The 25,104-nt window shown below is 45.4% G+C and carries 21 protein-coding genes and 2 tRNA genes; 9 read left to right on the top strand and 14 right to left on the bottom strand.

Annotated features, from left to right (window positions below):
* Window positions 1–19: 19 nt before the first annotated feature.
* The 3 genes from BM367_RS01415 to BM367_RS01405 form a co-directional block, all read right to left on the bottom strand.
* Window positions 20–496: an NUDIX hydrolase gene (locus BM367_RS01415; RefSeq protein WP_092456686.1), complete on the bottom strand. Its 477-nt coding sequence runs from the start codon at window positions 494–496 to the stop codon at window positions 20–22.
* 12 nt (window positions 497–508) lie between these two features.
* Window positions 509–1,321 (bottom strand): diaminopimelate epimerase, encoded by an 813-nt coding sequence (gene dapF / locus BM367_RS01410; protein WP_092456683.1) that lies wholly within the window; start codon window positions 1,319–1,321, stop codon window positions 509–511.
* Between the two features lie 97 nt (window positions 1,322–1,418).
* On the bottom strand, window positions 1,419–2,309 hold the full coding sequence (locus BM367_RS01405; protein WP_092456679.1) for a nucleoside phosphorylase: 891 nt from the start codon (window positions 2,307–2,309) through the stop codon (window positions 1,419–1,421).
* A gap of 281 nt (window positions 2,310–2,590) precedes the next feature.
* Here BM367_RS01405 and BM367_RS01400 point away from each other — a divergent pair, with 281 nt between their 5' ends.
* The 3 genes from BM367_RS01400 (at window position 2,591) to BM367_RS01390 (ending at window position 5,642) form a co-directional block, all read left to right on the top strand.
* The gene (locus tag BM367_RS01400; protein ID WP_092456676.1) at window positions 2,591–4,018 is read left to right on the top strand and encodes a tetratricopeptide repeat protein; all 1,428 of its coding nucleotides are present in this window, start codon (window positions 2,591–2,593) and stop codon (window positions 4,016–4,018) included.
* 75 nt (window positions 4,019–4,093) lie between these two features.
* Window positions 4,094–4,897 (top strand): phosphosulfolactate synthase, encoded by an 804-nt coding sequence (locus BM367_RS01395; protein ID WP_092456673.1) that lies wholly within the window; start codon window positions 4,094–4,096, stop codon window positions 4,895–4,897.
* 10 nt (window positions 4,898–4,907) lie between these two features.
* The gene (locus BM367_RS01390) at window positions 4,908–5,642 is read left to right on the top strand and encodes a shikimate dehydrogenase family protein (RefSeq protein ID WP_092456670.1); all 735 of its coding nucleotides are present in this window, start codon (window positions 4,908–4,910) and stop codon (window positions 5,640–5,642) included.
* 19 nt (window positions 5,643–5,661) lie between these two features.
* Here BM367_RS01390 and BM367_RS01385 read toward each other — a convergent pair whose 3' ends face one another.
* Genes BM367_RS01385 through BM367_RS01370 form a run of 4 tightly spaced genes read right to left on the bottom strand, consistent with a single transcriptional unit; the run spans window position 5,662 to window position 10,152 of the window.
* The gene (locus tag BM367_RS01385; protein WP_092456667.1) at window positions 5,662–7,314 is read right to left on the bottom strand and encodes a M1 family metallopeptidase; all 1,653 of its coding nucleotides are present in this window, start codon (window positions 7,312–7,314) and stop codon (window positions 5,662–5,664) included.
* A 54-nt stretch (window positions 7,315–7,368) separates the two neighbouring features.
* Entirely contained in the window at window positions 7,369–8,313 is a 945-nt protein-coding gene (locus BM367_RS01380; protein WP_092456664.1) for a glycosyltransferase family 2 protein, read from the bottom strand.
* A gap of 7 nt (window positions 8,314–8,320) precedes the next feature.
* The gene (locus BM367_RS01375) at window positions 8,321–8,851 is read right to left on the bottom strand and encodes a DUF4199 domain-containing protein (RefSeq protein WP_092456661.1); all 531 of its coding nucleotides are present in this window, start codon (window positions 8,849–8,851) and stop codon (window positions 8,321–8,323) included.
* A gap of 11 nt (window positions 8,852–8,862) precedes the next feature.
* Window positions 8,863–10,152, bottom strand: a complete 1,290-nt coding sequence (locus BM367_RS01370; protein ID WP_245759865.1) for a dihydroorotase — start codon at window positions 10,150–10,152, stop codon at window positions 8,863–8,865.
* 87 nt (window positions 10,153–10,239) lie between these two features.
* On the opposite strand from BM367_RS01370, the gene BM367_RS01365 reads away from it, so the two are divergent.
* Window positions 10,240–10,317: transfer RNA gene (locus tag BM367_RS01365), tRNA-Pro, on the top strand.
* A gap of 86 nt (window positions 10,318–10,403) precedes the next feature.
* Window positions 10,404–11,744 (top strand): argininosuccinate lyase, encoded by a 1,341-nt coding sequence (argH, locus tag BM367_RS01360; protein WP_092456658.1) that lies wholly within the window; start codon window positions 10,404–10,406, stop codon window positions 11,742–11,744.
* Between the two features lie 60 nt (window positions 11,745–11,804).
* Here argH and BM367_RS01355 read toward each other — a convergent pair whose 3' ends face one another.
* Window positions 11,805–14,090 carry a S9 family peptidase gene (locus BM367_RS01355; protein WP_222842551.1) on the bottom strand — a complete coding sequence of 762 codons (2,286 nt, stop codon included), beginning with the start codon at window positions 14,088–14,090 and terminating at the stop codon, window positions 11,805–11,807.
* Between the two features lie 111 nt (window positions 14,091–14,201).
* Between BM367_RS01355 and BM367_RS01350 the strand changes: the two genes are divergently transcribed.
* The 3 genes from BM367_RS01350 to BM367_RS01340 all read left to right on the top strand — a co-directional run bounded on the left by BM367_RS01350 (window position 14,202) and on the right by BM367_RS01340 (window position 17,050).
* Window positions 14,202–15,260, top strand: a complete 1,059-nt coding sequence (locus BM367_RS01350; RefSeq protein WP_092456655.1) for an RluA family pseudouridine synthase — start codon at window positions 14,202–14,204, stop codon at window positions 15,258–15,260.
* A gap of 155 nt (window positions 15,261–15,415) precedes the next feature.
* Window positions 15,416–16,906, top strand: coding sequence for a xylulokinase (locus BM367_RS01345; RefSeq protein WP_092456652.1), 1,491 nt, complete (start codon window positions 15,416–15,418; stop codon window positions 16,904–16,906).
* 71 nt (window positions 16,907–16,977) lie between these two features.
* Window positions 16,978–17,050: transfer RNA gene (locus BM367_RS01340), tRNA-Lys, on the top strand.
* A 38-nt stretch (window positions 17,051–17,088) separates the two neighbouring features.
* Here the strand turns inward: BM367_RS01340 and BM367_RS01335 are convergent.
* From BM367_RS01335 to BM367_RS01310, 6 genes are all read right to left on the bottom strand, one after another.
* On the bottom strand, window positions 17,089–17,847 hold the full coding sequence (locus BM367_RS01335; protein ID WP_092456649.1) for a phosphate ABC transporter ATP-binding protein: 759 nt from the start codon (window positions 17,845–17,847) through the stop codon (window positions 17,089–17,091).
* A 12-nt stretch (window positions 17,848–17,859) separates the two neighbouring features.
* Entirely contained in the window at window positions 17,860–18,678 is an 819-nt protein-coding gene (locus BM367_RS01330) for a PstA family ABC transporter permease (RefSeq protein WP_222842550.1), read from the bottom strand.
* A 56-nt stretch (window positions 18,679–18,734) separates the two neighbouring features.
* Window positions 18,735–19,619 (bottom strand): phosphate ABC transporter permease subunit PstC, encoded by an 885-nt coding sequence (gene pstC / locus BM367_RS01325; protein WP_222842549.1) that lies wholly within the window; start codon window positions 19,617–19,619, stop codon window positions 18,735–18,737.
* 1 nt (window position 19,620) lies between these two features.
* On the bottom strand, window positions 19,621–20,565 hold the full coding sequence (locus tag BM367_RS01320) for a PstS family phosphate ABC transporter substrate-binding protein (RefSeq protein WP_092456643.1): 945 nt from the start codon (window positions 20,563–20,565) through the stop codon (window positions 19,621–19,623).
* A gap of 30 nt (window positions 20,566–20,595) precedes the next feature.
* Window positions 20,596–21,339: a DUF2490 domain-containing protein gene (locus BM367_RS01315; protein WP_092456640.1), complete on the bottom strand. Its 744-nt coding sequence runs from the start codon at window positions 21,337–21,339 to the stop codon at window positions 20,596–20,598.
* Window positions 21,340–21,742: 403 nt separating this feature from the next.
* Window positions 21,743–22,444: an SDR family oxidoreductase gene (locus BM367_RS01310; protein ID WP_092456637.1), complete on the bottom strand. Its 702-nt coding sequence runs from the start codon at window positions 22,442–22,444 to the stop codon at window positions 21,743–21,745.
* Between the two features lie 278 nt (window positions 22,445–22,722).
* Between BM367_RS01310 and galB the strand changes: the two genes are divergently transcribed.
* Entirely contained in the window at window positions 22,723–25,056 is a 2,334-nt protein-coding gene (gene galB / locus BM367_RS01305; protein WP_245759864.1) for a beta-galactosidase GalB, read from the top strand.
* Window positions 25,057–25,104: the final 48 nt, after the last annotated feature.

Here is a 25,104-nt window from a genome sequence, read left to right as displayed (position 1 = left end):
ATGCGGGTCCGATCAGGTTTCAATCTTCTGGTGTATAGAGCCATTCAATGCCTTTGCGTTTTATTTTTCTGGCCACTATTTTATCAATGGGCAGGCTTACGCTATCCTCTGAAAATGCGTTCCAGGGGATCCAGCGGGGAGCCGTCACATCGTTGGCTCCTTCTGGAATGGGGAAGTCGAAAGGCTTTTCAATGGTCTTTGCCACAAAAGGTGATTTTGCCCTGACCACATAATAGATGGACAGGATTTGTGAATGATTGTCGAATGCAGAAATCTGGAAGAAATCGGTTGTATAAAGATGCCTAACGATTTCGATTTCCTGCTGGAGCTCTTCCTGCCATTCCCGGCGCAGGCAATCGAGCGTACCTTCACCAAACTCCAATCCACCGCCAGGGAATTTGGTGAAATAATTTCCGCGGATAAATTCATCGCTCACCAGCACCTGTTGTTGTTCATTCACCAGTACACCGTAAATCCGCACGTTCAAAAAGCTCATGGGATCTGTTAATTAAAGGGTTTGCAGGAATTCCTGAAAAGCTGTGGATGTGAGATCAATGGAACCCGTAAATACGGGAGTGGCCGGGCCACACAGCCAGATATCGGTAAAGTGCTGATCATCAATTTTTTTAAAACGCACTTCCAGCCGGCCGCCACGGGCTTGTACGGGAATGCGGTAAGAGCGTGCTTCATGACCGGCTGCCAGCAGGGCTGCAGCAGTAATGCCAGTGCCACAGGCCAGGGTTTCATCTTCCACACCACGCTCGTAGGTACGGATCAGCAGCGCATCCTGGCCATATTCAATAAAATTGACATTGATACCTTCGCTGGCAAACCGCTCGCTGTAGCGAATTTTACGCCCTTCTGTCTTTACATCAACCTGATCCAGGTGATCGGTATATTTGACCAGATGGGGAGAACCTGTATTCAAAACAGCTGTGTCATAACTTCGTTCGATAGATGCTACATCTTTCATGTGCAGGGCAATCCATCCGTTTTCCATGCGATACGCCTCGTGGGGCCCATCGATGGCAAGAAAGCTGCAACGATCTTTCCAGAGTCCGAGCCGGGCAGCAAAATCGGCCAGGCAGCGGCCACCATTGCCGCACATGGTGCTCTCCCGCCCATCAGAATTAAAATATTGCATGGCAAAGTCATATCCTTCGGCGCTGAGCAACAGGATAAATCCATCAGCACCTATGCCGAAATGCCGATCGCACAACCATTGGATTTGTTCGGTGTGAAGCTGAATTTCGCCCTGGCGATTATCAACCAGAATAAAATCGTTGCCAGCACCTTCGTATTTCCAGAATGAGATTTGCATAAAATACAAATTTAACAAGCTTTTTGTTGGTTATGAAACCATGTCGCCGACATGCATCAGCCAGGCTTTTCCCGATATGTCTGCACCTTTTCGCAGATTATGATTCCCTGCTTAGCCAGCAATCCAGAAATCGGGTAATCATCCGTTCAATTGCTTTTTGCGAATCCGAACTAAAGGTACCGGCTGCCCGGTTGGCTACAATGGTGCTAATGGACAGGCAACGATGACCTAACAATCGTGCCAGTCCATACAGAGCCGAGGTTTCCATCTCGAAGTTGGTGATGCGATGATGTTGAAAGCGAAAGCTGGAAAGTTGATCAACCAGTTGGGGATAGGCCAGCGGAGCTCTTAGCTGCCGGCCTTGGGGCCCGTAAAAGCCCGGGCAACTGGCGGTGATGCCGTAGTAAGGTGAGAGCTGATGAGGCTCTGAAGTAAAGCTTTTCAGTAGATCGGGATCAGCGGCCACCAGATAGGGCTTCAAGGGTGTCTGATCCCAACCTGCGTGCGATATGAATGCCCGAATTAGCTCCTGTTCTTCGTCAGAATAGTCCGCGGCATAATAATGCATGAGGTTATCGAGTCCTAATCCATGGGTGGAGATCACCAGTGCATCGGTGGGCACATCGGCCTGCAGGCCACCGCAGGTGCCCAACCTGAACAGCTGAAGAGAAGTGTGAGTGGGCTTGGGAATGCGTTGTTTTAAATCAATGTTCACCAGCGCATCCAGTTCATTCAGCACGATGTCAATGTTATCCGTTCCAATTCCTGATGAAATCACCGTCAGTCGCTTGTTTCCAATGGTTCCGGTATGGGTTACAAATTCGCGATGGCTGCGCTGAACTTCTATCCGATCAAAATGACGGGAAACTACCGGTACTCGGCCCGGATCGCCCACGGTGATGATAGTATGTGCAATCTCTTCTGGCCTGAGATCCAGATGATATACGGCTCCGCGCTCATTAAGGATTAATTCGGATGATGCAATCATGGCTTGAATGGAATAAAAAACAAATATAAAGGTTTATCGAAATCAGTTCTTTGTATGTTGTTGTCAAAACTCTGTCAGGACGTTGCAGGCAAAGTTTTTCTGCTTATCTTTGCTGTAACATAAATGATTTTATCTGCCATACAAACTGCTATTCTATGTGAACATTCAGGTGCCAGGATGAGGCTCTGGAATGTTCATCAGCAATTTCCTGGATTACATGAGATAGAAAAATTTTTGGTTGGATTGACAATCCAGCCGAGGATGTATATATTTACTGAACGATGATGACACCTAAAGATGATTTTTTTGGAGAATCAGAGGAATTAAAAGAAATCCTTCATCAGTTTGATCGGTTGAGGAAAGGCCAGTCACATGCATTTTTAGATGAAGAAGATTTCGAACAGATTATTGACTATTTTGATGACCGGGACGATCTTAAGCAGGCCATTCAGGCTGCTGATTTAGGCATTGAACGTTTTCCTTATTCTTCAACCCTCATGTTGAAGAAAGCAGATTTGCTTATTGCTACCAAACATTACCGGCAGGCATTGCAAGTATTGGAGCAGGCAGAAATTTATGATCAAAGCCAGATTCATTTGTATTTGCTAAAAACAGAAGCATATCTTGCCCTTGGCGAGTATGATAAAGCTGTGGCCATGCTGGAAAACCGTATTGAGCATTTCGATGGGGAGGAGCAAATGGAATTATTGCTGGAACTGGCCGATGTTTATGACGATTGGGATCAGTTCAATCAGGTTTTTGATTGTTTGGTCAGGATACTAAAGATTGATCCCAATCACGAAGAAGCACTGCATAAGATTTGTTTCTGGACGGAATTCAGCGGGAGATATGAGGAAAGCATCAAACTGCATCAATGGATTATTGATGAGAATCCTTACAATGAGCTGGCGTGGTTTAATCTGGGTGCAGCTTATCAGGGGTTGAAGCTATATGAAAAAGCCATTGATGCCTATGCCTATGCCTTGGCGATAGATGAAAAATTTGATTATGCCTATCGCAATATGGCCGATGCTTACATGAAGCTGAGGAAATACGATGCGGCCATTGACGTGTTGCAACAGCAGCTGCAGGTAGCCAATCCGGAGGATGTGATTTATGAAGCCATTGGGTTGTGTTATGAAAAGCTGAAAAAATATGCCCAGGCCAGGCATTATTATCGCAAAGCCTATCGTTTAAGTCCACATGATGAAAAGCTACAGTTACGGATTGGTTTAACGTATATGCAGGAACGCAACTGGATGAATGCGGCAGATGCTTTGCAGGTGGCTCTTGTGCTGAATCCGCAAATGGTAAAATGCTGGGAAGCGCTTGGTGAGTGCATGTTACAGCTTCACAATGAAGAGGAAGCCATTCGTTGTTTTGTGAAAGCCACCCATCTGCGGCCTTCGAGTGTGCAGGCCTGGCAGTTGCTCATCCGCGCCCTGTATCTGGCTGGAGATTATGAAGAAGCTTATCGTCAGTCTTATATGGCTGAAACACATACCGGAGCCAAAGCCATTTACCATTATTACCGTACCGCCATTCTGCTGGCCATGGGAAAAAACAAAGAAGCCCTCATTCAGCTGGAAACAGGCTTGCAGCTTGCTCCCCGGCAGGTAAAAAAACTTATTGACCTATGTCCGGCCGTGCTGCAGCGATCAGCGGTCAACGATCTCATCAGCCGCTATCGGAAAAAGAAGGATTCATAGCTATTTAAAACCCTCTGATCAATCATTGCCAGCAGGTTGTTATCTTTGCGACAACAGCATTAAACCTGACAATGTATGAATTTTAACCTCACCCAGATCCCAACCCGTACCCAGAAGCCCCGTACCTATGGACTGACCATGGTCATGGATAAAGGCATGAGTGTGTATGAAGCCCGTAATTTCTGTTCCGTGGCTGCACCTCATGTAGATCTGGTAAAACTGGGCTTTGGTACCTCATTCGTTACTCCTAACCTGAAAGAAAAAATCGCCGTCTATAAAGAATATGGCATACCCGTATATTTTGGGGGCACCTTGTTTGAAGCTTTTATTATTCGCAACCAGTTTGAAGATTATATCCAATTGCTGCAGGAATATGAGATAGATTACATTGAAGTTTCAGATGGGTCAATTACCATTCCACATAGCGAAAAATGCGGCTACATCGAAAAACTTACCAAATATGGCACTGTATTGAGTGAAGTGGGTTCCAAAGATGAAACCAATATTTTCCCGCCTTACAAGTGGATTGAGCTGATGCGTGCTGAGCTCAATGCCGGAGCTTCTTACGTCATTGCCGAAGCCCGTGAATCCGGAAATGTGGGTTTGTACAGGAGCTCAGGTGAAGTGCGGCAGGGACTTGTACAGGAAATTTTGACCCAGATTCCCGATGAAAAAATCATCTGGGAAGCCCCGCAAAAAAGCCAGCAGCTATATTTCCTGGAGCTTCTGGGATGCAATGCCAACCTGGGCAATCTGGCGCCTTCTGAAGTCATTCCCCTGGAAGCTATGCGTGTAGGCTTGCGTGGCGATACTTTCCATCTTTACCTGAATGGTTATTCCCGATTCAAACGTCCTCCCAAAAACAATCCGGCTTCTTGATCATTATACCATGGCACATCGTTTTGGCATCATCGGTTATCCGCTCGATCATTCTTTTTCACCCATTTATTTCAATAACAAATTTCAGCAGGAAGGCAGGAGCGACTACTTGTATGTGAAATGTCCATTGTCGCGCATCGAAGAATTTCCGGACTTGCTGAAACAATATGATGACTGGGAAGGATTTAATGTTACCATTCCGTATAAGGAAAAAATCATCCCTTATTTGAACCGGTTGAGTGAACAGGCTGCAGCTATTGGAGCCGTTAACTGTATTCGCGTGCGGGCAGGTGAAACTATAGGTTTCAATACCGATGCCATTGGTTTTCAGCATTCGTTAAAACCTTTGCTTAGACCTATTCATAAACATGCCCTCATATTGGGTACAGGTGGTGCTTCCCGCGCAGTGGCCTACGTGTTGCGCAAAGAAAGAATATCATATCAGCTGGTGAGTCGTCGCAAACAACCGGGCATGTTAACTTACGATGAATTGAATGCAGATATTATTTCATCACATTTACTCATAGTGAATACTACGCCTGCAGGCATGTATCCGCATGTGGATGAAGCACCGCCGTTGCCCTATGATTTTATCGGAAAAGATCATCTCTTATTTGACCTGATTTACAATCCATCACTTACAAAGTTTCTGCAACTGGGACAGCAACAAGGTGCCCGTATTCAAAATGGTTATGAAATGCTGATCCGGCAGGCAGAGGCATCCTGGGAAATCTGGAATAGCTGAACAAAAAGTTGTTTCTGATTTATTGGATATCAGCTGGCATTTGTTCAATTTGCTGCATGAGTATTTTATTCATCGGATCAAGCAGAATCCGGATCGGCTGGAAAGAACAAGGAATGATGAAGCTTTGCTGTTTTTCTACCAGATGAGCAGAAAACAAATGTGATTTGCCATGCCGATCTATCGCCTGAATTTCCAATGGCAAGTCAAATGCTTCACCATGTTGCAGTTGTTTTATGTGCAATTCAATGGCATGTTTTAATGTATCATACTTTCCATACCAACCGATAACCGGATCTTCAGGGCGATATAACCATTGTTTGAAAAACGTTTGCAACGATTGATGTGAAACCCGTTCCATGACTTGTATAAAATCTTCTGTGCTTGCGTTGCGGTGACGATACTGTTGAACGTACAATCGCATGCCTTTCCAGAAAATAGAATCTCCGATCAGTTGCCTGAGCATTTGCAGCACGTAGCCTCCCTTCTGATAACTATCAGGGTTCAGCAACTGTTCAGGATGCTGAAATTGATTGTTGATAACCGGTGTTTGATGCAATGAATCATAATGCAATATCAGCTGGCGATCATGTGCAAGTATCTTTTGCAGGCTATCTTTTCCGAAAGCATGTTCTGCATACATTTCACTCATGAAAGTTGCAAAGCCTTCGCTGAGCCAGATATGGGGCCAGTCGGCTTCCGTCACACAATCACCAAACCATTGATGGCCGATTTCATGTGCAAGTATAAGCGTCATGCGTTGTTTGCCGGTAATCAAATGTTCATCATAAAAAATGCAACTGGCATTTTCCATACCGCCATAGCGGGTCGTAGATTGTACATTGGCTAATTTCTCGTAAGGGAAAGGTCCCAAGAGTGATTCAAAATAAGCTACAATAGCGGGTGCTACTTGAAAATCCGTAAATCCTTCTGTTTTATTTTCCGGATATACCCAGCTTTGTATGGGAATATCATTTCCCTGATGAAGATATTCTACAGCAAAAGGTGCCACACCTATCACCATCACTTTGGTGGGAATGGGATGCGTTTCCTGCCAGTGCGTCAACACATATCCGTTCTTCAAATCGGTTCGCTCCATCAGTTGTCCGTTGGCAATTACTTGATCATGACAGGGCGCCTGCACGAAAAAATCAACGGTGGCTTTATCGGAAGGATGATCATTAACGGGTAACCAATCGTGTGCACGAGCAGGCCAGTTATCACCAAAATACGTGCGATCACCAAACAGGTTTTTTCCGATTATCAATCCATCTGCCGGTTGGCCATGGTAGCGGATTGTTACTTCAATCGTATCACCTGCAGCAAGCATTTTGGGGAAATGCAGTTCTATTTGTTCATCACTGGCCGAATAATAAATGCGTTGCTGTTGATAGCGTACTTCATCCACCTTCATGCCGATAGAATCGGTTGTAGCAGCTATATCAAAATCGAGTTTGCATGATTGGAGGGACTGGCGGACTACAAAGCGAATGCGGGCTTCAGCCTTTATTTCAGATGAAGTATCATGTAATTCGATGTCAAAACGATAGTGCAGTACATCTATCAATGTATCTCGTGCAAAACCTGCAGCAAGCAGCTTTTTGGATTTGCCGCACCAAACGAGCGTCGTTAACAGGAACCACAAACCAAAGTATGGTAAGCGGATGTGATACATGATAACTGTTGTTTATCGGTCAATGATGGATTACATGCAACCGGATGGATGCATTTACTCCAGATTTAATTTTTCTTCAATGAGATATTGATTGCGTTCGGGGGCGTTGCGTGTGATCAGCTCACCCAAAAAGCCCGCAAGAAAAAGTTGTGAACCGATAATCATGGCCAGCAAAGCCAGGTAAAAAATAGGTCGTTCGGTCATGCGATATTGCAGGAAGATGAATTTTGCAATTGTTAAATACACGGCAATTGCAAAACCAAACAGAAAAGCTATGGTGCCCATGGTGCCAAAGAAATGCATCGGACGTTTGCCAAAACGACCCACAAATACGATGGATAGCAAATCCAAAAATCCATTGATAAATCTTTCCCAACCAAATTTGGAACGACCATATTTTCGTGGACGATGTGTCACCACTTTTTCACCAATTCGGGTAAATCCAGCCCATTTGGCGATGACCGGAATATACCGATGCATTTCGCCATACACTTCAATGCTTTTCACTACTTTTTTACGATAGGCCTTCAATCCACAATTAAAATCATGCAATGGAATATGTGAAATACGACGCGTTACCCAGTTAAAAAAACGAGATGGAATGTTTTTCGTAAACAAGTTATCGTGTCGTTTCTTTTTCCAGCCACTTACCAGATCGTATCCTTGCTTGGTAATCATTTCATAGAGAGCAGGAATCTCATCCGGGCTGTCCTGCAGATCAGCGTCCATGGTAATAACCACTTCACCACTTGCATAGCGGAAGCCTTCGTTCAGTGCAGCTGATTTTCCATAATTGCGCTGGAATCGAATGCCTTTCAAGTCCGGGTATTGATGTGAAAGTTGCTGAATCACCTCCCATGATCCATCGGTAGATCCATCATCCACCAGAATCATTTCATAACTCCATCCGTTTTCCTTCATTACCCGATGAATCCATGCACAAAGTTCAGGTAATGATTCAGCTTCATCTTTCAGCGGAATAACAACAGAAATATCCATGGCATGGTCAACTTGCAGGTGGGGCAGATTTGCCTTCCTTGCGGGCAATGGCTGCACCTATTAATGAAGCAATAGCTCCAGCAATCAGGGTTCCGAAGATAGTTCCGGCGAGCATAAATACCGTAAAATATTTAGCAGTAAAGCTCATAGCCATATTGATCTGATCTTCAGTCATATTGCCTTTTTTCTCCATGGCTTCGCGCGCCATATTCAGTGATTGTTCTTTAAACCCGGGCACAAAAATCAGGAATAAAATCAAAAACAGTACATACAGGCTGGTTGTAACTGCTGTGGTTTTAAATCCATTGGCAAACAATTCACCATAGGTTACGCGATGTGCCATGGCTTTTCCGTAAGCTTGTTGTGCAAGGATAATCAGCACCACAAAGAGCAGAGTGGGAATCCATCGTGCAAAACCTTGCTGGGGGACGGCAAAAACATAATACACAACAAATAATACTATCATGATCACGGCGATCAATATGCCCCATTGCAGATGTGTTTTAGGCGTTGCAGGTACTTGAGGTGACTGTTCCATAATTGAATGGTTTATTGAGGTGAGGAATGATGCAAAATAAGTTGGTTTTTAGTCAATATACCATAAACAAACCCTCTTAACTGTTGGCCGATAAAAGGCGTATGGTGTGATTTGGAGCGAATAAGTTTTTCTTCAAAAATCCATTCTTTATCTGGATCAAAGATAGTGAGATTTGCTTCTTTTCCAACTGATATTTCTACGGCCGGCAAACCCAGCAGGGATCTGGGTTTGGTAGTGAGCATCGCAATTTTTTGTGTCAGCTCAACCGCAGCTAATTCCCGGTTTATGATACCAAAACAAGTTTCCAGTCCGATTATTCCTGGTGCTGCATATTCAAATTCTACCTGTTTGCTTTCCATATCCTGCGGGCGATGGTGAGTGGCAAACGCATCGATCAAACCTTGCTGAATAGCTTGTTTCAGGGCATCCACATCTTCCTGGGATCGTAGGGGGGGCATCACTTTCAGGTTGGTATCGTAGCTTTCCAGGCAGGCATCGGTAAGCGCCAGGTGATAGGGCGTTACGGAGCAGCTTACCTGCAAGCCTTCTTCTTTGGCCCGGGCAATAACCTGCAGGGCTTCGCGTGTTGATATGCCGGTGAAATGAATACGGGATGCGGCATAGCGGGCCAGTTCGGTATCGCGTTGCACCTGGATGAGTTCGCTGATTGCCGGTATGCCGGGCATGCCCAGCCGTACGGAATGGATGCCTTCGTGCATAAGCCCGTGAGCGGATAAGGATTGATGATCGGGTAGTTGCATGATTAGTCCATCGAAAGCCCGCACATATTCCAGGGCTTTGAGCAACAATCCGGCCGATTGTACCGGCTGCCAGCCATCGCTGAAAGCTACGGCTCCATGGACATGCAGATCGTATAATTCAGCAAGCGCTTTGCCTTCCAGATCTTTGCTAATGGCGCCCAGCGGCCGGATGGTAACCGGCAGGTGCCGCGATTTATGCAACAGATAATCCAGCTCGGCTTTTGATTGCACCACAGGAGCTGTATTGGGCACCAGGCACACTTCGGTAAATCCTCCCGCAGCCGCAGCCGCGCAACCGCTTGTCAGGTCTTCTTTCCGTTCAAAGCCGGGATCTCCAAAATCAGCAAACAAATCCACCCAGCCGGGTGATACATGTGCATTGGGAATGCTAACCTTTTCTGCTGTTTCATCATCTATACGGTCGGCTATCCGTTCGATATATCCGTTGACAATCAAGATATCGCAGGGTGCAGAAACCGTGAGGTGTTGGGGATCCACAATCCGTACCTGTGAGAGCAATACACGCATGGGAAACAACATAGTGTAAACGGCTGTAAAAATACAGATATCCGGTTATCTGCGTCATGTTTTCAAATTAATGCTTAGCTTTGCAACCCTGATCAGGTTCGGGGAGTAGCTCAGCCCGGTTAGAGTACACGTCTGGGGGGCGTGTGGTCGCTGGTTCGAATCCAGTCTCCCCGACCACAAAAGCCGGGGTGTTAAAACCCGGCTTTTGTATTTACAAAAATCATCATAGGCTTTTGCGTTTCCCGCCGTAATTTCGTGAACCCATGAACAAGCTCTGGCAAAAAAATATTCCGGTTCATGAAGCCGTAGAACGTTTTACAACTGCCAGTGACAGGCAGTTTGATCCTTTGCTTGCGCCTTTTGATATTCTGGGTTCGCTGGCCCATATCCGCATGCTGGCAGCTGTTGGCCTGCTGGCCGAAACAGAACAAAAGCAACTGGCCACGGCTTTGCGTGAAATTTATCAACGTATTGCGGAAAAAGGATTTGCACTGGAACCGGGCGTGGAAGACGTCCATTCACAGATTGAGCTTTGGCTCACCCAAAAGCTCGGTGATATTGGCAAAAAAATCCACAGTGGCCGATCCCGCAATGATCAGGTGCTGGTGGACATCAAACTGTTTCTGCGTGCGGAAATTGAATCATTGGTGCAAGCACTGCATCGTTTTTTTCAAAAACTGATGCAACTGAGTGAGCAACACCGCAATGATCTGATGCCTGGATATACGCATCTGCAGCTGGCCATGCCCTCATCTTTTGGCTTATGGTTTGGCGCGTATGCCGAAAGCCTGGTGGATGATATGCGCATACTGCGTGCAGCATTTGACGTAGTCAACAAAAATCCATTGGGCTCTGCAGCAGGCTATGGTTCATCATTTCCGCTGAACAGGAAAATGACTACCACCTTGCTGGGTTTCGATGATTTGCATTACAATGTGGTGTATGCCCAGATGAGCCGTGGTAAAACAGAAAAAATCGTAGCGCAAGCGTTATCCAATATCGCTGCTACCTTGGGCCGAATGGCTATGGATGTGTGCCTGTACATGAATCCGCATTTTAATTTCATTCGCTTGCCCGATGAGTTTACAACCGGATCATCCATCATGCCGCACAAAAAAAATCCGGATGTGTTTGAATTGATACGTGCCCGATGCAATCAGCTGCAGGCATTGCCTTATGAAATTACCCTGATGACAACCAATTTGCCTTCAGGCTATCATCGCGATTTGCAGCTGATAAAAGAACATTTGTTCCCTGCTTTTCAGTTGTTGAAAGATTGCATTCAGATGAGTGACCTGATGTTTAGCCATCTGGAGGTCAGGAAAAATATTCTGGATGATCCTCAATACAAGTATCTGTTCAGCGTGGAAGAAGTCAACCGCCGGGTGTTGCAAGGCATTCCTTTCCGCGATGCATACCGGCAGGTGGCAAAGGAAATTGAAGAAGGCCGTTTTCAATACAGCGGTGAACTGCATCATACGCATGAAGGAAGCATTGGCAACCTGTGCCTGGACGATATCAACCGCATGATGGAAACACAGGTAAACAGCTTCCCTTTCGAAAAAATTCATCGGGCATTGGATCAATTGCTCGCAGAAGCATAAGATTTGTTTTCACGCGCTGGTGGTGAATATTCGCCAGCCCCAAAAGGGCTCGGGAGCCTTTTACCTGGCTCCCGGCGGACAGTTGGTTTCCAGAAATTGAGTGAGCAAGGTGTACAGATGCTGGGTAGTGCCCTTGCCTTCGCTGATGCCATGTGTACGATTGGGATATTCCATCATGGCAAATTGTTTTCCATGTGCAACCAATGCATTGATCAGTCGTTCCTGATTCTGATAATGCACATTGTCATCGCCGCTGCCATGCACAATCAGCAGATGTCCCCGCAAGCCTTCTACATGGTTGATGGATGAACCAGCTTCGTAATATGCACTGTCTTCGGGCATCAGGCCCATATAGCGTTCTTCATAAATGTTGTCGTAACAGGGCAGATAGGATATGCCTGCTACGGCCATGCCGGTTTTGTAGATATCCGGGTATTGAAACATCAAGTTTTGGGTGGATGATCCGCCGCCACTCCAGCCCCATACCGCAATACGGCTGGTATCAACCCAGGGCCATTCCAAAATTTTTCTGGCTGCCATGGCCTGATCATGGATATTCAGCACGCCAATACCGCGGTAAATCGCATGTCGCCAGGCTGCTCCCTTGGGAGCAGGGGTACCGCGGTTATCAACTGAAATAATCACATATCCTGCATCGGCAAGCTGCTGATACCAGGCATTTGGTGCAAATACATCACGCACGGTTGTGGAGGCCGGCTCACCATATACGTAAAACAACACGGGATATTTTTTGGTGGAATCAAAATTTGCGGGTTTAATCATCCAGCCATCCATGGTAATTCCATCGTCAGTCGTAATGCGGAAAAAGGTTTGCGGATTGCGTGTCAGAAAATGAACCTGTTCGGCTGATAAGGGATATTGAGGCAAACTTTTCAATACCGAGCCTGATGGAAATGCAACCATTTCGGCTATTGGTGGTGTGGTGTGATTGGAAAAAATATGCAGGGCAAACAGGCCATCCGGTGAAAACTGATATTGATGTGTGCCTGTTTCATCGGCCGGAGAAATTTTTTCGGGAGTGGTGCTGCTGCCATCGAGTCGCACCCGATACAAATATTGCTGGGTGGCATTTTCGGGCGATGCAGTGAAATACAACCATCCGTTTTGTTCATCGATTCCCACGATGTCAATTACATCATAATTTCCACGGGTTAGCAGGGGTTCACCCGTACCATCGCGATGCATCCGGTAAACATGTTTCCATCCGTCTTTTTCCGTTGTCCAAAGAAAATCCTGATCATTCGCAATCCAGTCCCATCCCGGCCGGTCATATTGCCAGAAATAATTCAGGTCAATCCATGTGGTATCGCCCTCGGCATAAATGCGTTTTACGGTATGATTTTTCACGTTGGCCATGTAAAGCACGCTGCTATCCTGCCGTCTGTTCAGTTGCTGAATCATGAGTTCATTTGCATTGCCGGCCCATTCCATTCGTGGCAGATAATGCTGATAGGGATCGCCGGGAATTTTGATCCATGAAGTAACCCCGCTGCTGATATCCACTACACCAATGCGTGCGGATGAGGGGTTGTAGCCCACTTTGGGATATTGTACCGGAACGGTGAAAGAGTAAATGGAATCTGTTGTATTCAGCATCAGATAATCCCGCACGTTGCTGGCGTTGATTTGCCAGTAGGCAATGGACTTGCTGTCGGGGCTCCAGCGGAAGCCATCGCGGCAAAAAAGCTCTTCTTCATAAGCCCAGTCGAACGTGCCGTTGATGATTTTTTCTGTTCCATCGTGTGTGAGTTGTTTCCTTTTGCCTGTGGTTAAGTCTTCCACGTAGATATTATGTTCACTCACGTAGGCAGCCATTTTACCGTCGGGCGAAATTTTGGCAAACTGGAGCGATGAAGGCGGAAGCCCTTTTCCTAACTGATGAAGCCGGTGGGTTTGCAGATTATAAATCCAGAAATCGCCTCGTGTATGCGCACGCCAAACGCGTTTGGAATGGGTGAAGATGAGCAACAGATGATGCGTGCGATCGTAACTGTAAGACTCCACATGCAAAGCTTGCTGGCTGCCCGGAGGAGTCAGCTCGCTGGAATTAACCAGTACTTGCGATGAAAAACCGGAACCAGGATCGTATTCTACAATTTGCTGGTTTCCGTCATCGGCAGTGATCAATTGGGTAAACAAGTGTCCTGATTTTTCCCATTGGATTCGTTCAAAGTTCTCGATGTCGGGTAAGGGACGGGGTTCATCGTCGTTCCATACAAGGCTATTGGGCGACCAGGCATGAGCAAGGGGTTGAGCAAAAGATGCATGAATTCCGAAGTAAAGGCTGCATAAGCCAAGCATCAACCAAAGTTTGCAATATTTCATAACAGGCATGTTTTGTTGACAAAACGAAAGTAGAAAAATTGTGCTGGACTGCAACGGAATTTTGATGAATGCATAGGCCATTATGAATGGTTATTTTTACAGAAAATTAGCATGCGTGTGAAAATTCCCGGAGATGATGCTGAATGGTATCAAAGCGATGAATTTGAACGGTTGCTGATCACGGTAGATGGCCGACAGGAGCCGGTTCGGGTTGATAAATATTTAACCCGGCGCATTGCAGGTATTTCGCGTAATCGCATCCAGCAGGCCATTGAAGCAGGTTTGGTGAAATGGCTTGACCCGGACGGGCAGCAACAACCACGTCCTGTAAAAGCCAACTACAAGGTGAAACCTGGCGACCGGTTTGAAGTATGGCTTTTTGTACAGCCCGATACAGAAGAAATTATCCCTGAACCCGTTCCGCTGAATATTGTATTTGAAGATGAGCATGTAATGGTAATCAACAAGCCGGCCGGCCTGGTCGTACATCCCGGCAATGGCAATTATTCCGGCACACTGGTCAATGGATTGGCTTATCATTTGCAACATGTGGCTTCGCAAGAGCTTCCCCGATGGGGGTTGGTGCATCGGATTGATAAAAATACCAGCGGATTGCTGGTGGTAGCCAAATCTGATCTGGCTCTCCGACATCTTGCCCGTCAGTTTTATGAACATACCACAGAAAGAAAATATCTGGCATTGGTGTGGGGCGATTTGCCGCAGGATAGCGGTACTATTCGCGCCCATATCGGCAGGCATCAACGTTACCGCCAGCTGATGGATGCCTATCCCGATGGAGAATATGGGAAGGAGGCTGTTACCCACTATCGGGTGCTGGAAAGATTTTATTATGTGACTTTGGTGGAATGTCAACTGGAAACAGGCCGCACCCATCAGATTCGTGTACACATGCAACACATCGGTCATCCATTGTTCAATGATGAAACCTATGGTGGCAACCGAATTGTAAAAGGCACAATATACAGGCAATACAAGGATTTTGTGAATCATTGCTTTGAAATCATGCCCCGCCAGGCTCTTCATGCCCAGACGCTGGGCTTTACCCATCCTGTCACCGGCAAGCGCATGTACTTTGAAGCTCCCTTGCCAGATGATTTTCGCTCCGTGCTGGAAGCCTGGAGAGAGTATGTATCGGCTTTACAGCGTTAGAGTGGAGAGATAAAATTTTTTGAAACTCCACAATCTTGCTATTTTTCAGCGGTAAAAAATTTTTATTGATATTCATAACAAATCAGAAATCCAGACTGAATGGTTGGTTTCGGCTAAAGGCTATAGTCGTTGATAAAATTGCAAACAAATAACCTATGGCATATTTACTGGGGTTTGACGTGGGATCATCATCGGTAAAAGCATCTTTGGTTGATGCAGAAACCGGAAGATGCGTAGCCAGCGCTTTTTCTCCATCCACGGAAATGCCCATGCAGGCACCGCAGCCGGGCTGGGCAGAGCAGGATCCGGAGCGCTGGTGGCAGGAGCTTGTAAACGCTACTCATCAATTGCAGGCAAAGGCAAATCTGCAGGAGGTAAGGGCTATTGGTATTTCTTATCAGATGCACGGGCTGGTGTGTGTAGATCGCCACCAGCGTGTGTTACGACCGGCTATTATCTGGTGCGATAGCCGGGCAGTAGATATCGGCCGCCAGGCCTTTGAACAGCTGGGCGAATCATTTTGCCTGCAGCACCTGCTTAATTCGCCCGGCAATTTCACGGCATCTAAACTGCGTTGGGTAAAACTCCATGAACCTCATATATACGAGCAAATTCAGTATATCCTGTTGCCCGGTGATTACATTGCTATGCGGCTCACAGGTGAGCCTGCAACCACTCTCACGGGGCTTTCCGAAGGTATCTGGTGGGATTATGCCACTCAACAGGTAAGCGAACAACTGCTTCGCTATTATGAAATTGATAAACAGCTTTTGCCCCCGCTGGTGCCTGTTTTTGGTGAACAGGGCCGCGTAACAAAGCAGGCAGCTGAACAATTGCATATACCGGCGGGCATACCCGTTAGCTATCGGGCGGGTGATCAGCCCAATAATGCCTTTTCACTGAAGGTACTGCATCCGGGCGAGGCTGCGGCTACGGCAGGTACCAGTGCGGTTATTTATAGCGTTACAGATCGGGCAGCTGCTGATCAACGTTCGCGTATCAACACGTTTATTCATGTTACCCATCAGCCGGGGCAACCTCGTTATGGGCTGCTGCTTTGCATCAACGGCGCCGGGATTCTGAATAGCTGGCTTCGCAAATATTTCAACAATGGGGGTTATGAAGATATGAACCTTCAGGCAGCACAAATAGAGCCAGGAGCGGATGGATTGCTTTTTTTCCCGTTTGGAAATGGTGCGGAACGCGTACTCGAAAACCGTTTGTTGCAGGCCCATCTGATGGAGCTGGATCTCAACAGGCATAGCAGTGCACATGTATTCCGTGCCGCGCAGGAGGGCGTGGTTTTCGCCCTGAAATATGGCCATGATATTCTGCAACAAACCGGATCGGCTGTGCAGGTCATCCGGGCAGGTATGGCCAACATGTTTTTGAGTCCTGTATTCCGGGAAATTTTTACCCATACAACCGGAGCCGTACTGGAACTATATGAAACAGATGGAGCCCAGGGTGCAGCGAGGGCGGCGGGCATAGGTGCAGGCTTGTATGCCTCATGGCAAGAATGTTTTACGGGTATGCACAAAGTCATGGAACTGCATCCAGAAAACTCCTATCAACAGCGCTATGCTGCTATATACGAAAAATGGAAAAATAGATTGCAGCAGATCGTGGATCTGAAGGCTCACTGACTATAAGAACACCCTGCAAGCAGCATTTCTTGTTCACACCACGAAATTAATTCTTAACTTGCAGCCCCAATGACTCTGTAGCTCAGTTGGTAGAGCAGCTGACTCTTAATCAGCGGGCCCAGGGTTCGAGTCCCTGCAGGGTCACTTAGCTAAATTCTAAAGTTGTTTTGTTGTTCTTTGGGTTAATGACCACTTTTTAGGTATTCCCTCAAAATTGTTGTTTGCGGGTGTTCAAAAATTTCTTGCGGAGTTCCCTGTTCAATCACTTCTCCCAGGTACATAAAAATCACATGATCCGCAAGCCTTTTTGCTTGGCGTAAAATATGCGTTACCAGAACCAATGTGTAATCGGATTTTAATTCCAGAAATTTTTCTTCAATCTTTTTGCTGGAAATAGGATCCAGTGCGGAAGTTGGTTCATCAGCTAAAATAATTTCAGGTTGTACCGCCAGCCCTCTTGCCAGGCAAAGTCTTTGCTGCTGGCCAATAGATAGCTTTGAAGCCGGGCTGTGAAGACGATCTTTCACTTCTTTCCACAACCCTACTTCTTCCAGGTAATGTTGAACACGTTCCCGGATTGTATGCTTGTCTGCAATACCCTGCATTTTCAATCCATATGCAACATTCTGGTAAATCGACATAGGCAGCGGATAAGGCCTTTGGGAAAGCAACCCCATTTTCTTACGAACAGCTATTACATCCACATTAGGTTGAAAAATATCTTCATCATCAATCCACACTTTACCACTAACCTGCAATTGGGGATGCAAATCAGTTAATCTGTTTAAACATTTCAGTAATGTGGTTTTCCCGCACCCCGATGGCCCCAGTATTACCGTAATTCGATTTCTTGGAATCTTAAGGTTTATATCTTTGAGTATAACCTGTGTGGCAGTTGTTACATGCAAATTTTCAATCCTGATGATATCGTTGTTGTACATGAATAAACCCCTTTAAATTTGATACTTAGATAATCTGGATGTGCATAATCTGATGAGTAAGCTAATGGCGAGAATAATCAAGGTTAATATAAATGCAGCAGCATAAGCTCTTTCGCGTACTTCAGGAATAGGAGAGCTCAATTGAAAAAATATTGCCAATGGCAAAGAAGCTGTTGGATCATCCAAACTGGTAGGTATATGATCAGTATAGCCTGTTGTAAACAATACAGATGCAGCATCACCAATGGCTCTTCCAAATCCTATTAGCGTTGCGGTTATCAATCCCGGCATGGCCTGCCGGACAAAAATATGAAAAGCAATTTGGTTACGTGTAAGTCCCATTGCGTACGATGCTTCGAGCAGCCCTTCAGGAATGCCTTGCAGAGCTTCATCAAAAGCCCGGATAATGATAGGAGTTATCAACAGAGCCAGTGTAATAATGCCAGCAAGCAATGATGCCTGAAGATGAAAAACAATCATTAAAATAAATCCAAAAGCTCCATATAGAATGGATGGTATGCCCCACAAAATATCAAGCAAATATCGAATTCCACCCTTGATACGATTATGATGCAACAAATGAATATTCAAGTACAATGCAATTGGTATTGATATCAACAAGGACAAAAACGTTGCGCCAACTGATAAATATATTGATCCAATAATGGCATTCAAAATGCCCCCTTCTTTCCCGAAATAAAATCCACCGCTTGGAATTTCACTGATCATTTCCCATGATAATGCAGGTATTCCTTTCCAGGAAATGACAAGTATTAAATAAATAAACACCAGGATAATGCTGTAAGTGGTGATTGCCATAATACTTTTCATGATATTCTCTTCCAGAATTTTTCTTTTTCTGGATCGTAAAAGATGTGGGATATATTTCATATTCTATTTATTTTATAAATAATCCAGTGTGAAACACTGTTGAATAAACAAATAATCAGAAATAAAATCAAACTTGCAAACATTAAGGCCGAAAGGTAGTGCGGAACAGACATCATTTCACCATAGTTGTTGGCTATAAGCGCGGGAAGCGGGTAACCTGCCTGAAATATGTTTTCAGGAATTTGAGGCACATTCCCAACTACCATCAGCACTGCAATGGTTTCTCCCAATGCTTTTGATATTCCTAATCCAACTGATGCTATGATGCCTCTCCTTGCCTGCCTCAGCAAAACATGTTTTATTGTTTCCCAGTATGTGGCTCCCAGCGATAATGACACTTCCTTCAGTTCAATTGGAATGGTTCGGAAGATTTCAATCTGCAAATGAAGAATATACGGAATGCTCATTACAGCAAGTACCAATCCTCCAGAAAGTATACAATATCCCGATGAGCTGTAGCCAAATGTGGGAGCCAGTTTCTGGCTTATCCAGGGTACGATCACCAGCACGCCCCATACGCCATATACTACAGAAGGAATGCCTGCAAGAATATCCATCACTATATGAATTGTGCGCATCAGCCAGGGTTTTGCATATTGTGTAACATAAATAGATACCAGTAATGACACTGGGGCAGCCATGCACAAGCTTAATCCTGTTACCCACAATGTGCCTACTATAAAACTTATCATTCCGAATTTTCCTTCTGCTGGCGACCAAGCCGAGTTGCGTATCAAACTTCCCAGGCGATATTGCTGAAGCAAGGGCATCGATTCAATCAGTAATCCAATCCCCATAGATAGGGGCAGCATGCACATCAGCAAGGTTGCCAAAAGCATCCATTTTTCAGACAGGATCTCAATCCATTTTTCCCGATTCATGTTACTGTTGTTTGAATTCCTGCAATGAGGATTGAATCGATTGTTCCGGCAATGGCACATAACCCGCCGACTTTACATATGATTGTCCATATGTAAGTACCCATTTCAGGAATTCCAGAATATCCCGATTATCAGGTTTGCCTTTTGTAATGAAATATAGCGGCCTGGCAGGAGGAGATGGATATTTGCCTTCCGAGATAGCCTGAAGTACATGATCAAAACTATCATAAAAGTTTTCATCAGCATCAATTCTGCCATTATTGTTTATATCAATGGGAATCACTTCCAGCCCTTCTCGTTTTTTGTCGGTCGTCAGGTCATAAATGTAGATAGCATTGTTGAACCCAACGCCATACACGTCTTTTAAGACGGCATCTGCTAATCCTGGATCCCCGTAAATACCTGTGCCTTTTAGATTTTCTTGTTTCACGCCCAGATATTTTGCCCACGTTTCAGCAGCACCAGAAGCATCGGAACGGGTATATACATGAAGCGGAACTGAAACGGGTGTATCCATTACAGATTGCCAGGTAAGAGTACCACTGTTTAGGAAAATGCGTTGAAATTGTGCTTTTGTTAGCCCTTTTTGTAGAATATAATGCAACAACGGATTTTTGGCATTTATCGTTGGCAGCACAGCATCTTTTGCGATGGCCACTTTCCAGATTCCTTTTCCAGATTCCTCGGGTGTAAGTTCGCGGGAAAACATGCCTATATCAACGGCACCCGTAAGTACGTCTGTTAGCCCTTTTCCGGCTCCTCCTGCAGAAATATCGAACTGGATATCTGGATGTGTTTTTTTATACTCTTCAGCCCATTTGACAACGAGTGGATACAAGGCAAAAGCACCCGATATGCGAATATGATGAGTGTGGCTTTGCCGGCATCCTGATTGCAGAATGGAAAATACAAACATTGTGGCGATGATTGGAACAGCCTTGTACATATGATAGATTTTTGAGTTAATAAATCTTTTTCAGAATTTCAATCGATGATAAAAAGTAAGTCTGATATTATCTCGATTATAGTATTGATTGCCTGAACTCCTTTGCTGAAACCAGTTCAGATATCCCAGTTCCAACTGGACATTAGGAGAAATGCCATAATTCAGACCTGCATAAATACGATTCTGATCAAATGCATTATACACAATCTGACGACCGAAATTGAGCAAGATTTCATCCGCTAATTTGGCTGTTAATCTGCCTGCAGGTTTTGATTTGTTGATAATAGGATAGGAGAGTTGTAATTGGTACCGAAAACGGAAATTAAAACTGTAGCCAGGTGTAAGCTTACTTCCAGCATAATGATGAATCCATCGCTCTTCGAGTCGATATCTGTGATCAATGGTTAATGTGCTAATATTTTGTCTGTAATCTAATTCCTGATGAGGCCTGAGCTCGGGTACTGTAACAGATGCGGATTTTTCCGGATCGGCCGGATTGGTTGTCAGATAATAAGTAAATCCCGCAGCTGCTTGCCAGCCCGATCCAAGATTATATAACACATTTATTCTGGGCAATACCCAGTATAGTTGCCTATTATGTTGGAAGTATCGCCTGTCTTCTACTTCAAGAGTAGCCGTCCAGTTGGGTGATAATACATATTGTCCATAATATCGAATCCAGTATAATTGTTGATGGGTAATTTGCTTTTGTGCATATCCTATGCTGCTTATGAAAATCTGTACGGAAAGAATGTAATAAATTCTGCTTTTCATATTTAAATAGTTTATTTATTCTATAAACTTAGTAGATTATTATATAAAAAAATAAAATTTTCTGACAATTATTATTCACAAATAACACTTTGGAAATTAAGTTGTCCCCTAGACAGGGGACAACGATGCACAGTTGGGTACTCCTTTAACCCACTACCAGAAAGCTTGATAGTATTGACTTTTATTATTCTACTTTTTATTTGACGAAAATAGGAAAACATCCAAACCTCATTTTTTATGTTGTTGTAAAATAATTAATCAAGGTTATTTTCTAATTCTATGCAAATATAATAGACTTTATAGAATTCAAAAAAAAATTTTTTGATTTTTTTCTGTTTGATCTAAAAAGAATTCATCCAAAGAGTTTGATGGGGGCGAATTTCTGGCGGTTCTTTGGAATGATTTATTTTACAGGAGGTTTTGTGGGTCTGATCTCTATCTTACTGGGCAAGGCACGTGGATGCATTTGTAGCAAATCATAAATCAGTTCGCCGATATCTTCCGGCTGTATTTTCCAGCTATCGGCTTCAGAAGGTACGTGGTTATTGAAATAACTGGCTACAGAGCCAGGCATAATGGTAGTAACGCGTACGTCGTATTGCCTGAGATCCAGCATCAGCGCCTGAGTAAAGCCCACTACGGCAAATTTGCTGGCATTGTAGGCCGTGCCCTGGGGCATAAAATTGGTCCCTGCCAGGCTTGCGATGGTGAAGATATAGCCCTTACTTTTTTTGATTGCTTCCAGGGATGCACGAACACTGTTGTACACACCATTTAGGTTGGTATCAATGGTTTCGTGCCAGCGTTCGGGCGTCATTTCTTCGAAGGGTGCGAAATGTCCTACTCCCGCATTGGCTACCAGCACGTCGAGCCTGCCCCATTGGTTCAGAATTGTCTGTACAGCCTGCTGTTCGTCACCCAAATTTCGCACATCCGATTGCAGTGGGAGCACCCGATCTGTATTTCCCAGTTCACGGGCAGCCTGTTGGGCCGATTCCAGCTTACGGCTGCTGATGGCTACCCGATATCCTTTTTGAAGCAGATAAGCAGCTACTCCTTTTCCGATTCCTTTGCTGCCGCCGGTAATGTAAACGACCTGATTCATATGCCTTGATTTTGTTCAAAGTTCTGATTTTCCAAAGCTTATTCCATCAGGAAACTGTAAAGCTTGCCTCTGCATCCTCCAAAATTTTTTACAATCGGTTGCTGAATAGTTTTGTAACTTTCTGATCTTTTTCTAATTTTCCACGCCGTTTTTCAAAAGATTTGTTTATTTGTTAAATCATTTCAATCATGCTGCCTGTTAAGAAATTTGTTTTTTCAACAATTATTCTTTCCTTCTCCCTGTTTTGTGTGAATACATCTTTTGCTCAATCGGCACGTTTGAAAGAGAATTTTGATGCCCAGTGGCGTTTTCATTTGGGTGATCCGGTAGGCGCCGAGCAGCCCGGATATGATGATCACAGCTGGCGCTTATTGAATTTGCCGCACGACTGGAGTATTGAAGGTACATTTAGCCGGGATAATCCGGCTACTCCCGGTGGTGGCGCCTTACCTGGCGGGGTGGGCTGGTACCGGAAAACCTTTACGGTGTCGGAAGCCGATCGGGGCAAGCTGTTTTTTATTGATTTCGACGGGGTGTATATGGACAGCCGGATGTGGATCAACGGGCATTACCTGGGTGAAAGGCCTTACGGGTACAGCTCATTTGAATATGAATTGACGCCTTATTTGCATATTGGGGGAAAGAATGTGATTGCCGTACGGGTGGACAATTCCCATCAACCCAATTCACGCTGGTATTCCGGCTCCGGAATTTACCGAAATGTGTGGCTGATCAAGACCCATCCCTGTTATATTGATCACTGGGGTGTTTATGTAACTACACCACACATTACGAACAATGAAGCTGTTGTGCGGGTGCAAACCACGATTCGCAATCGGTTGGGAAGTACCCGCAACCTGCAGCTGCAAACCCGGATTGAAGATGCCACGGGGAAAACAGTTGCTGAAAACAGCGTGCCTCTGGATGCAAAGGCTGATTCTTTAACTGTTGCTCAGCAGTTGCAGGTTTCCGATCCTCACCTTTGGTCCACCGATGATCCTTATTTGTATCGGGTGGTGAGTCGCATTGTGGCCAACGGCCAGACGATCGATGATGTGATTACGCCGCTGGGTATCCGGTATTTTCATTTTGATCCGCGTACCGGATTTTCTTTGAATGGGAAACCCATGAAAATCTGGGGAGTTTGCGACCATCACGATCTGGGATGTCTGGGTGCAGCCATCCACGAGCGGGCTCTGGAGCGGCAGTTGCAGATGCTGAAAAAAATGGGAGTTAATGGTTTTCGTACTTCCCACAACCCACCTGCGCCTGAACTGCTGGATTTATGCGACAAATTGGGCATACTGGTGATGGATGAGGCTTTCGATTGCTGGAAGCGAGGCAAAAACCCATATGATTATCATATCTACTGGGATCAATGGCATCGGCGGGATCTGGAAGATATGATCAGGCGCGACCGCAATCATCCCAGCGTGATTATCTGGAGCATTGGCAATGAAATTCCTGATCAGTGGGATTCTGCCGGGGCCGACATTGCCCGTGAACTGGTGGGCATTGTCAAAAGCCTGGATACAACCCGGCCCATTACTTCTGCCCTGAATGATCCGGAATCTCCCAGAAACAGCATTGCCCACAGCGGAGCACTGGATCTGATCGGCTACAATTATGATGTGGGAGCCTATGACCATTTTCCCGAAAACTTCCCCGGCATGCCTTTCATTGCCACGGAAACCACTTCTGCTCTGGAAACGCGTGGGCATTATGATATGCCATCTGATAGCATTCGGGTATGGCCGCCCCGTGGCAACAGCCATGAAAAAATGAATTCGGACTACACGTGCTCGGCTTACGATAATTGCTGCGTGCCCTGGGGCAATCTGCACGAAGACGCTTTGCGCGCTATTATGGATCATCCGTTTGCTTCAGGTATGTTCATCTGGACAGGCTGGGATTATCTTGGAGAGCCTACACCTTATCCATGGCCAGCCAGGAGTTCGTATTTCGGAATTATTGATCTGGCGGGCTTTCCCAAAGATATTTATTACATGTATCAAAGTGTGTGGACGCAAGACACCGTATTGCATATTTTTCCGCATTGGAACTGGAAGCCGGGCGATTCAGTCGATGTATGGGCCTTTTACAACCATGCCGATGAAGTGGAGCTTTTCCTGAATGGCAAATCGTTGGGGAAAAGACATAAGGAACCCGGCCAATTTCATGTGATGTGGCGCGTGGCTTATGAACCAGGTGAACTGAAAGCGGTTTCTTATCATAATGGGCAGCTTGTCAAAACGGCTGTGGTACGCACGGCTGGCGCTCCTTACCGGATTGAACTCATCCCTGATCGTAGCGAAATTCATGCTGATGGGCGCGATCTGTCGTTTGTAACTGTAAAGGTGGTAGATCAGCATGGGACGCTGGTGCCCGATGCTGATCAGCTGATTCACTTTGATGTGCAGGGCGCCGGATTCATTGCCGGAACAGATAATGGAAATGAAATCGATCATACTTCCTTCCCATCGCACGATCGGCATGCTTTCAACGGGCTGGCTCTGGTAGTAGTGCAATCAGATGGGAAAAAAGGAACTATTCAAGTGAAAGCAACTGCAGAGGGCTTGCAGCCAGCATTCATCAACCTGAGCGCACAGTAAAAGGAAAAATCATGTGTAACCGTAACCATCGCATATTTTTTTAATTAT

This window comes from Thermoflavifilum thermophilum (genome assembly GCF_900116565.1).
In the GTDB taxonomy this organism is placed as follows: domain Bacteria; phylum Bacteroidota; class Bacteroidia; order Chitinophagales; family Chitinophagaceae; genus Thermoflavifilum; species Thermoflavifilum thermophilum.
This window is presented reverse-complemented; position numbering and strand designations above follow the sequence as displayed.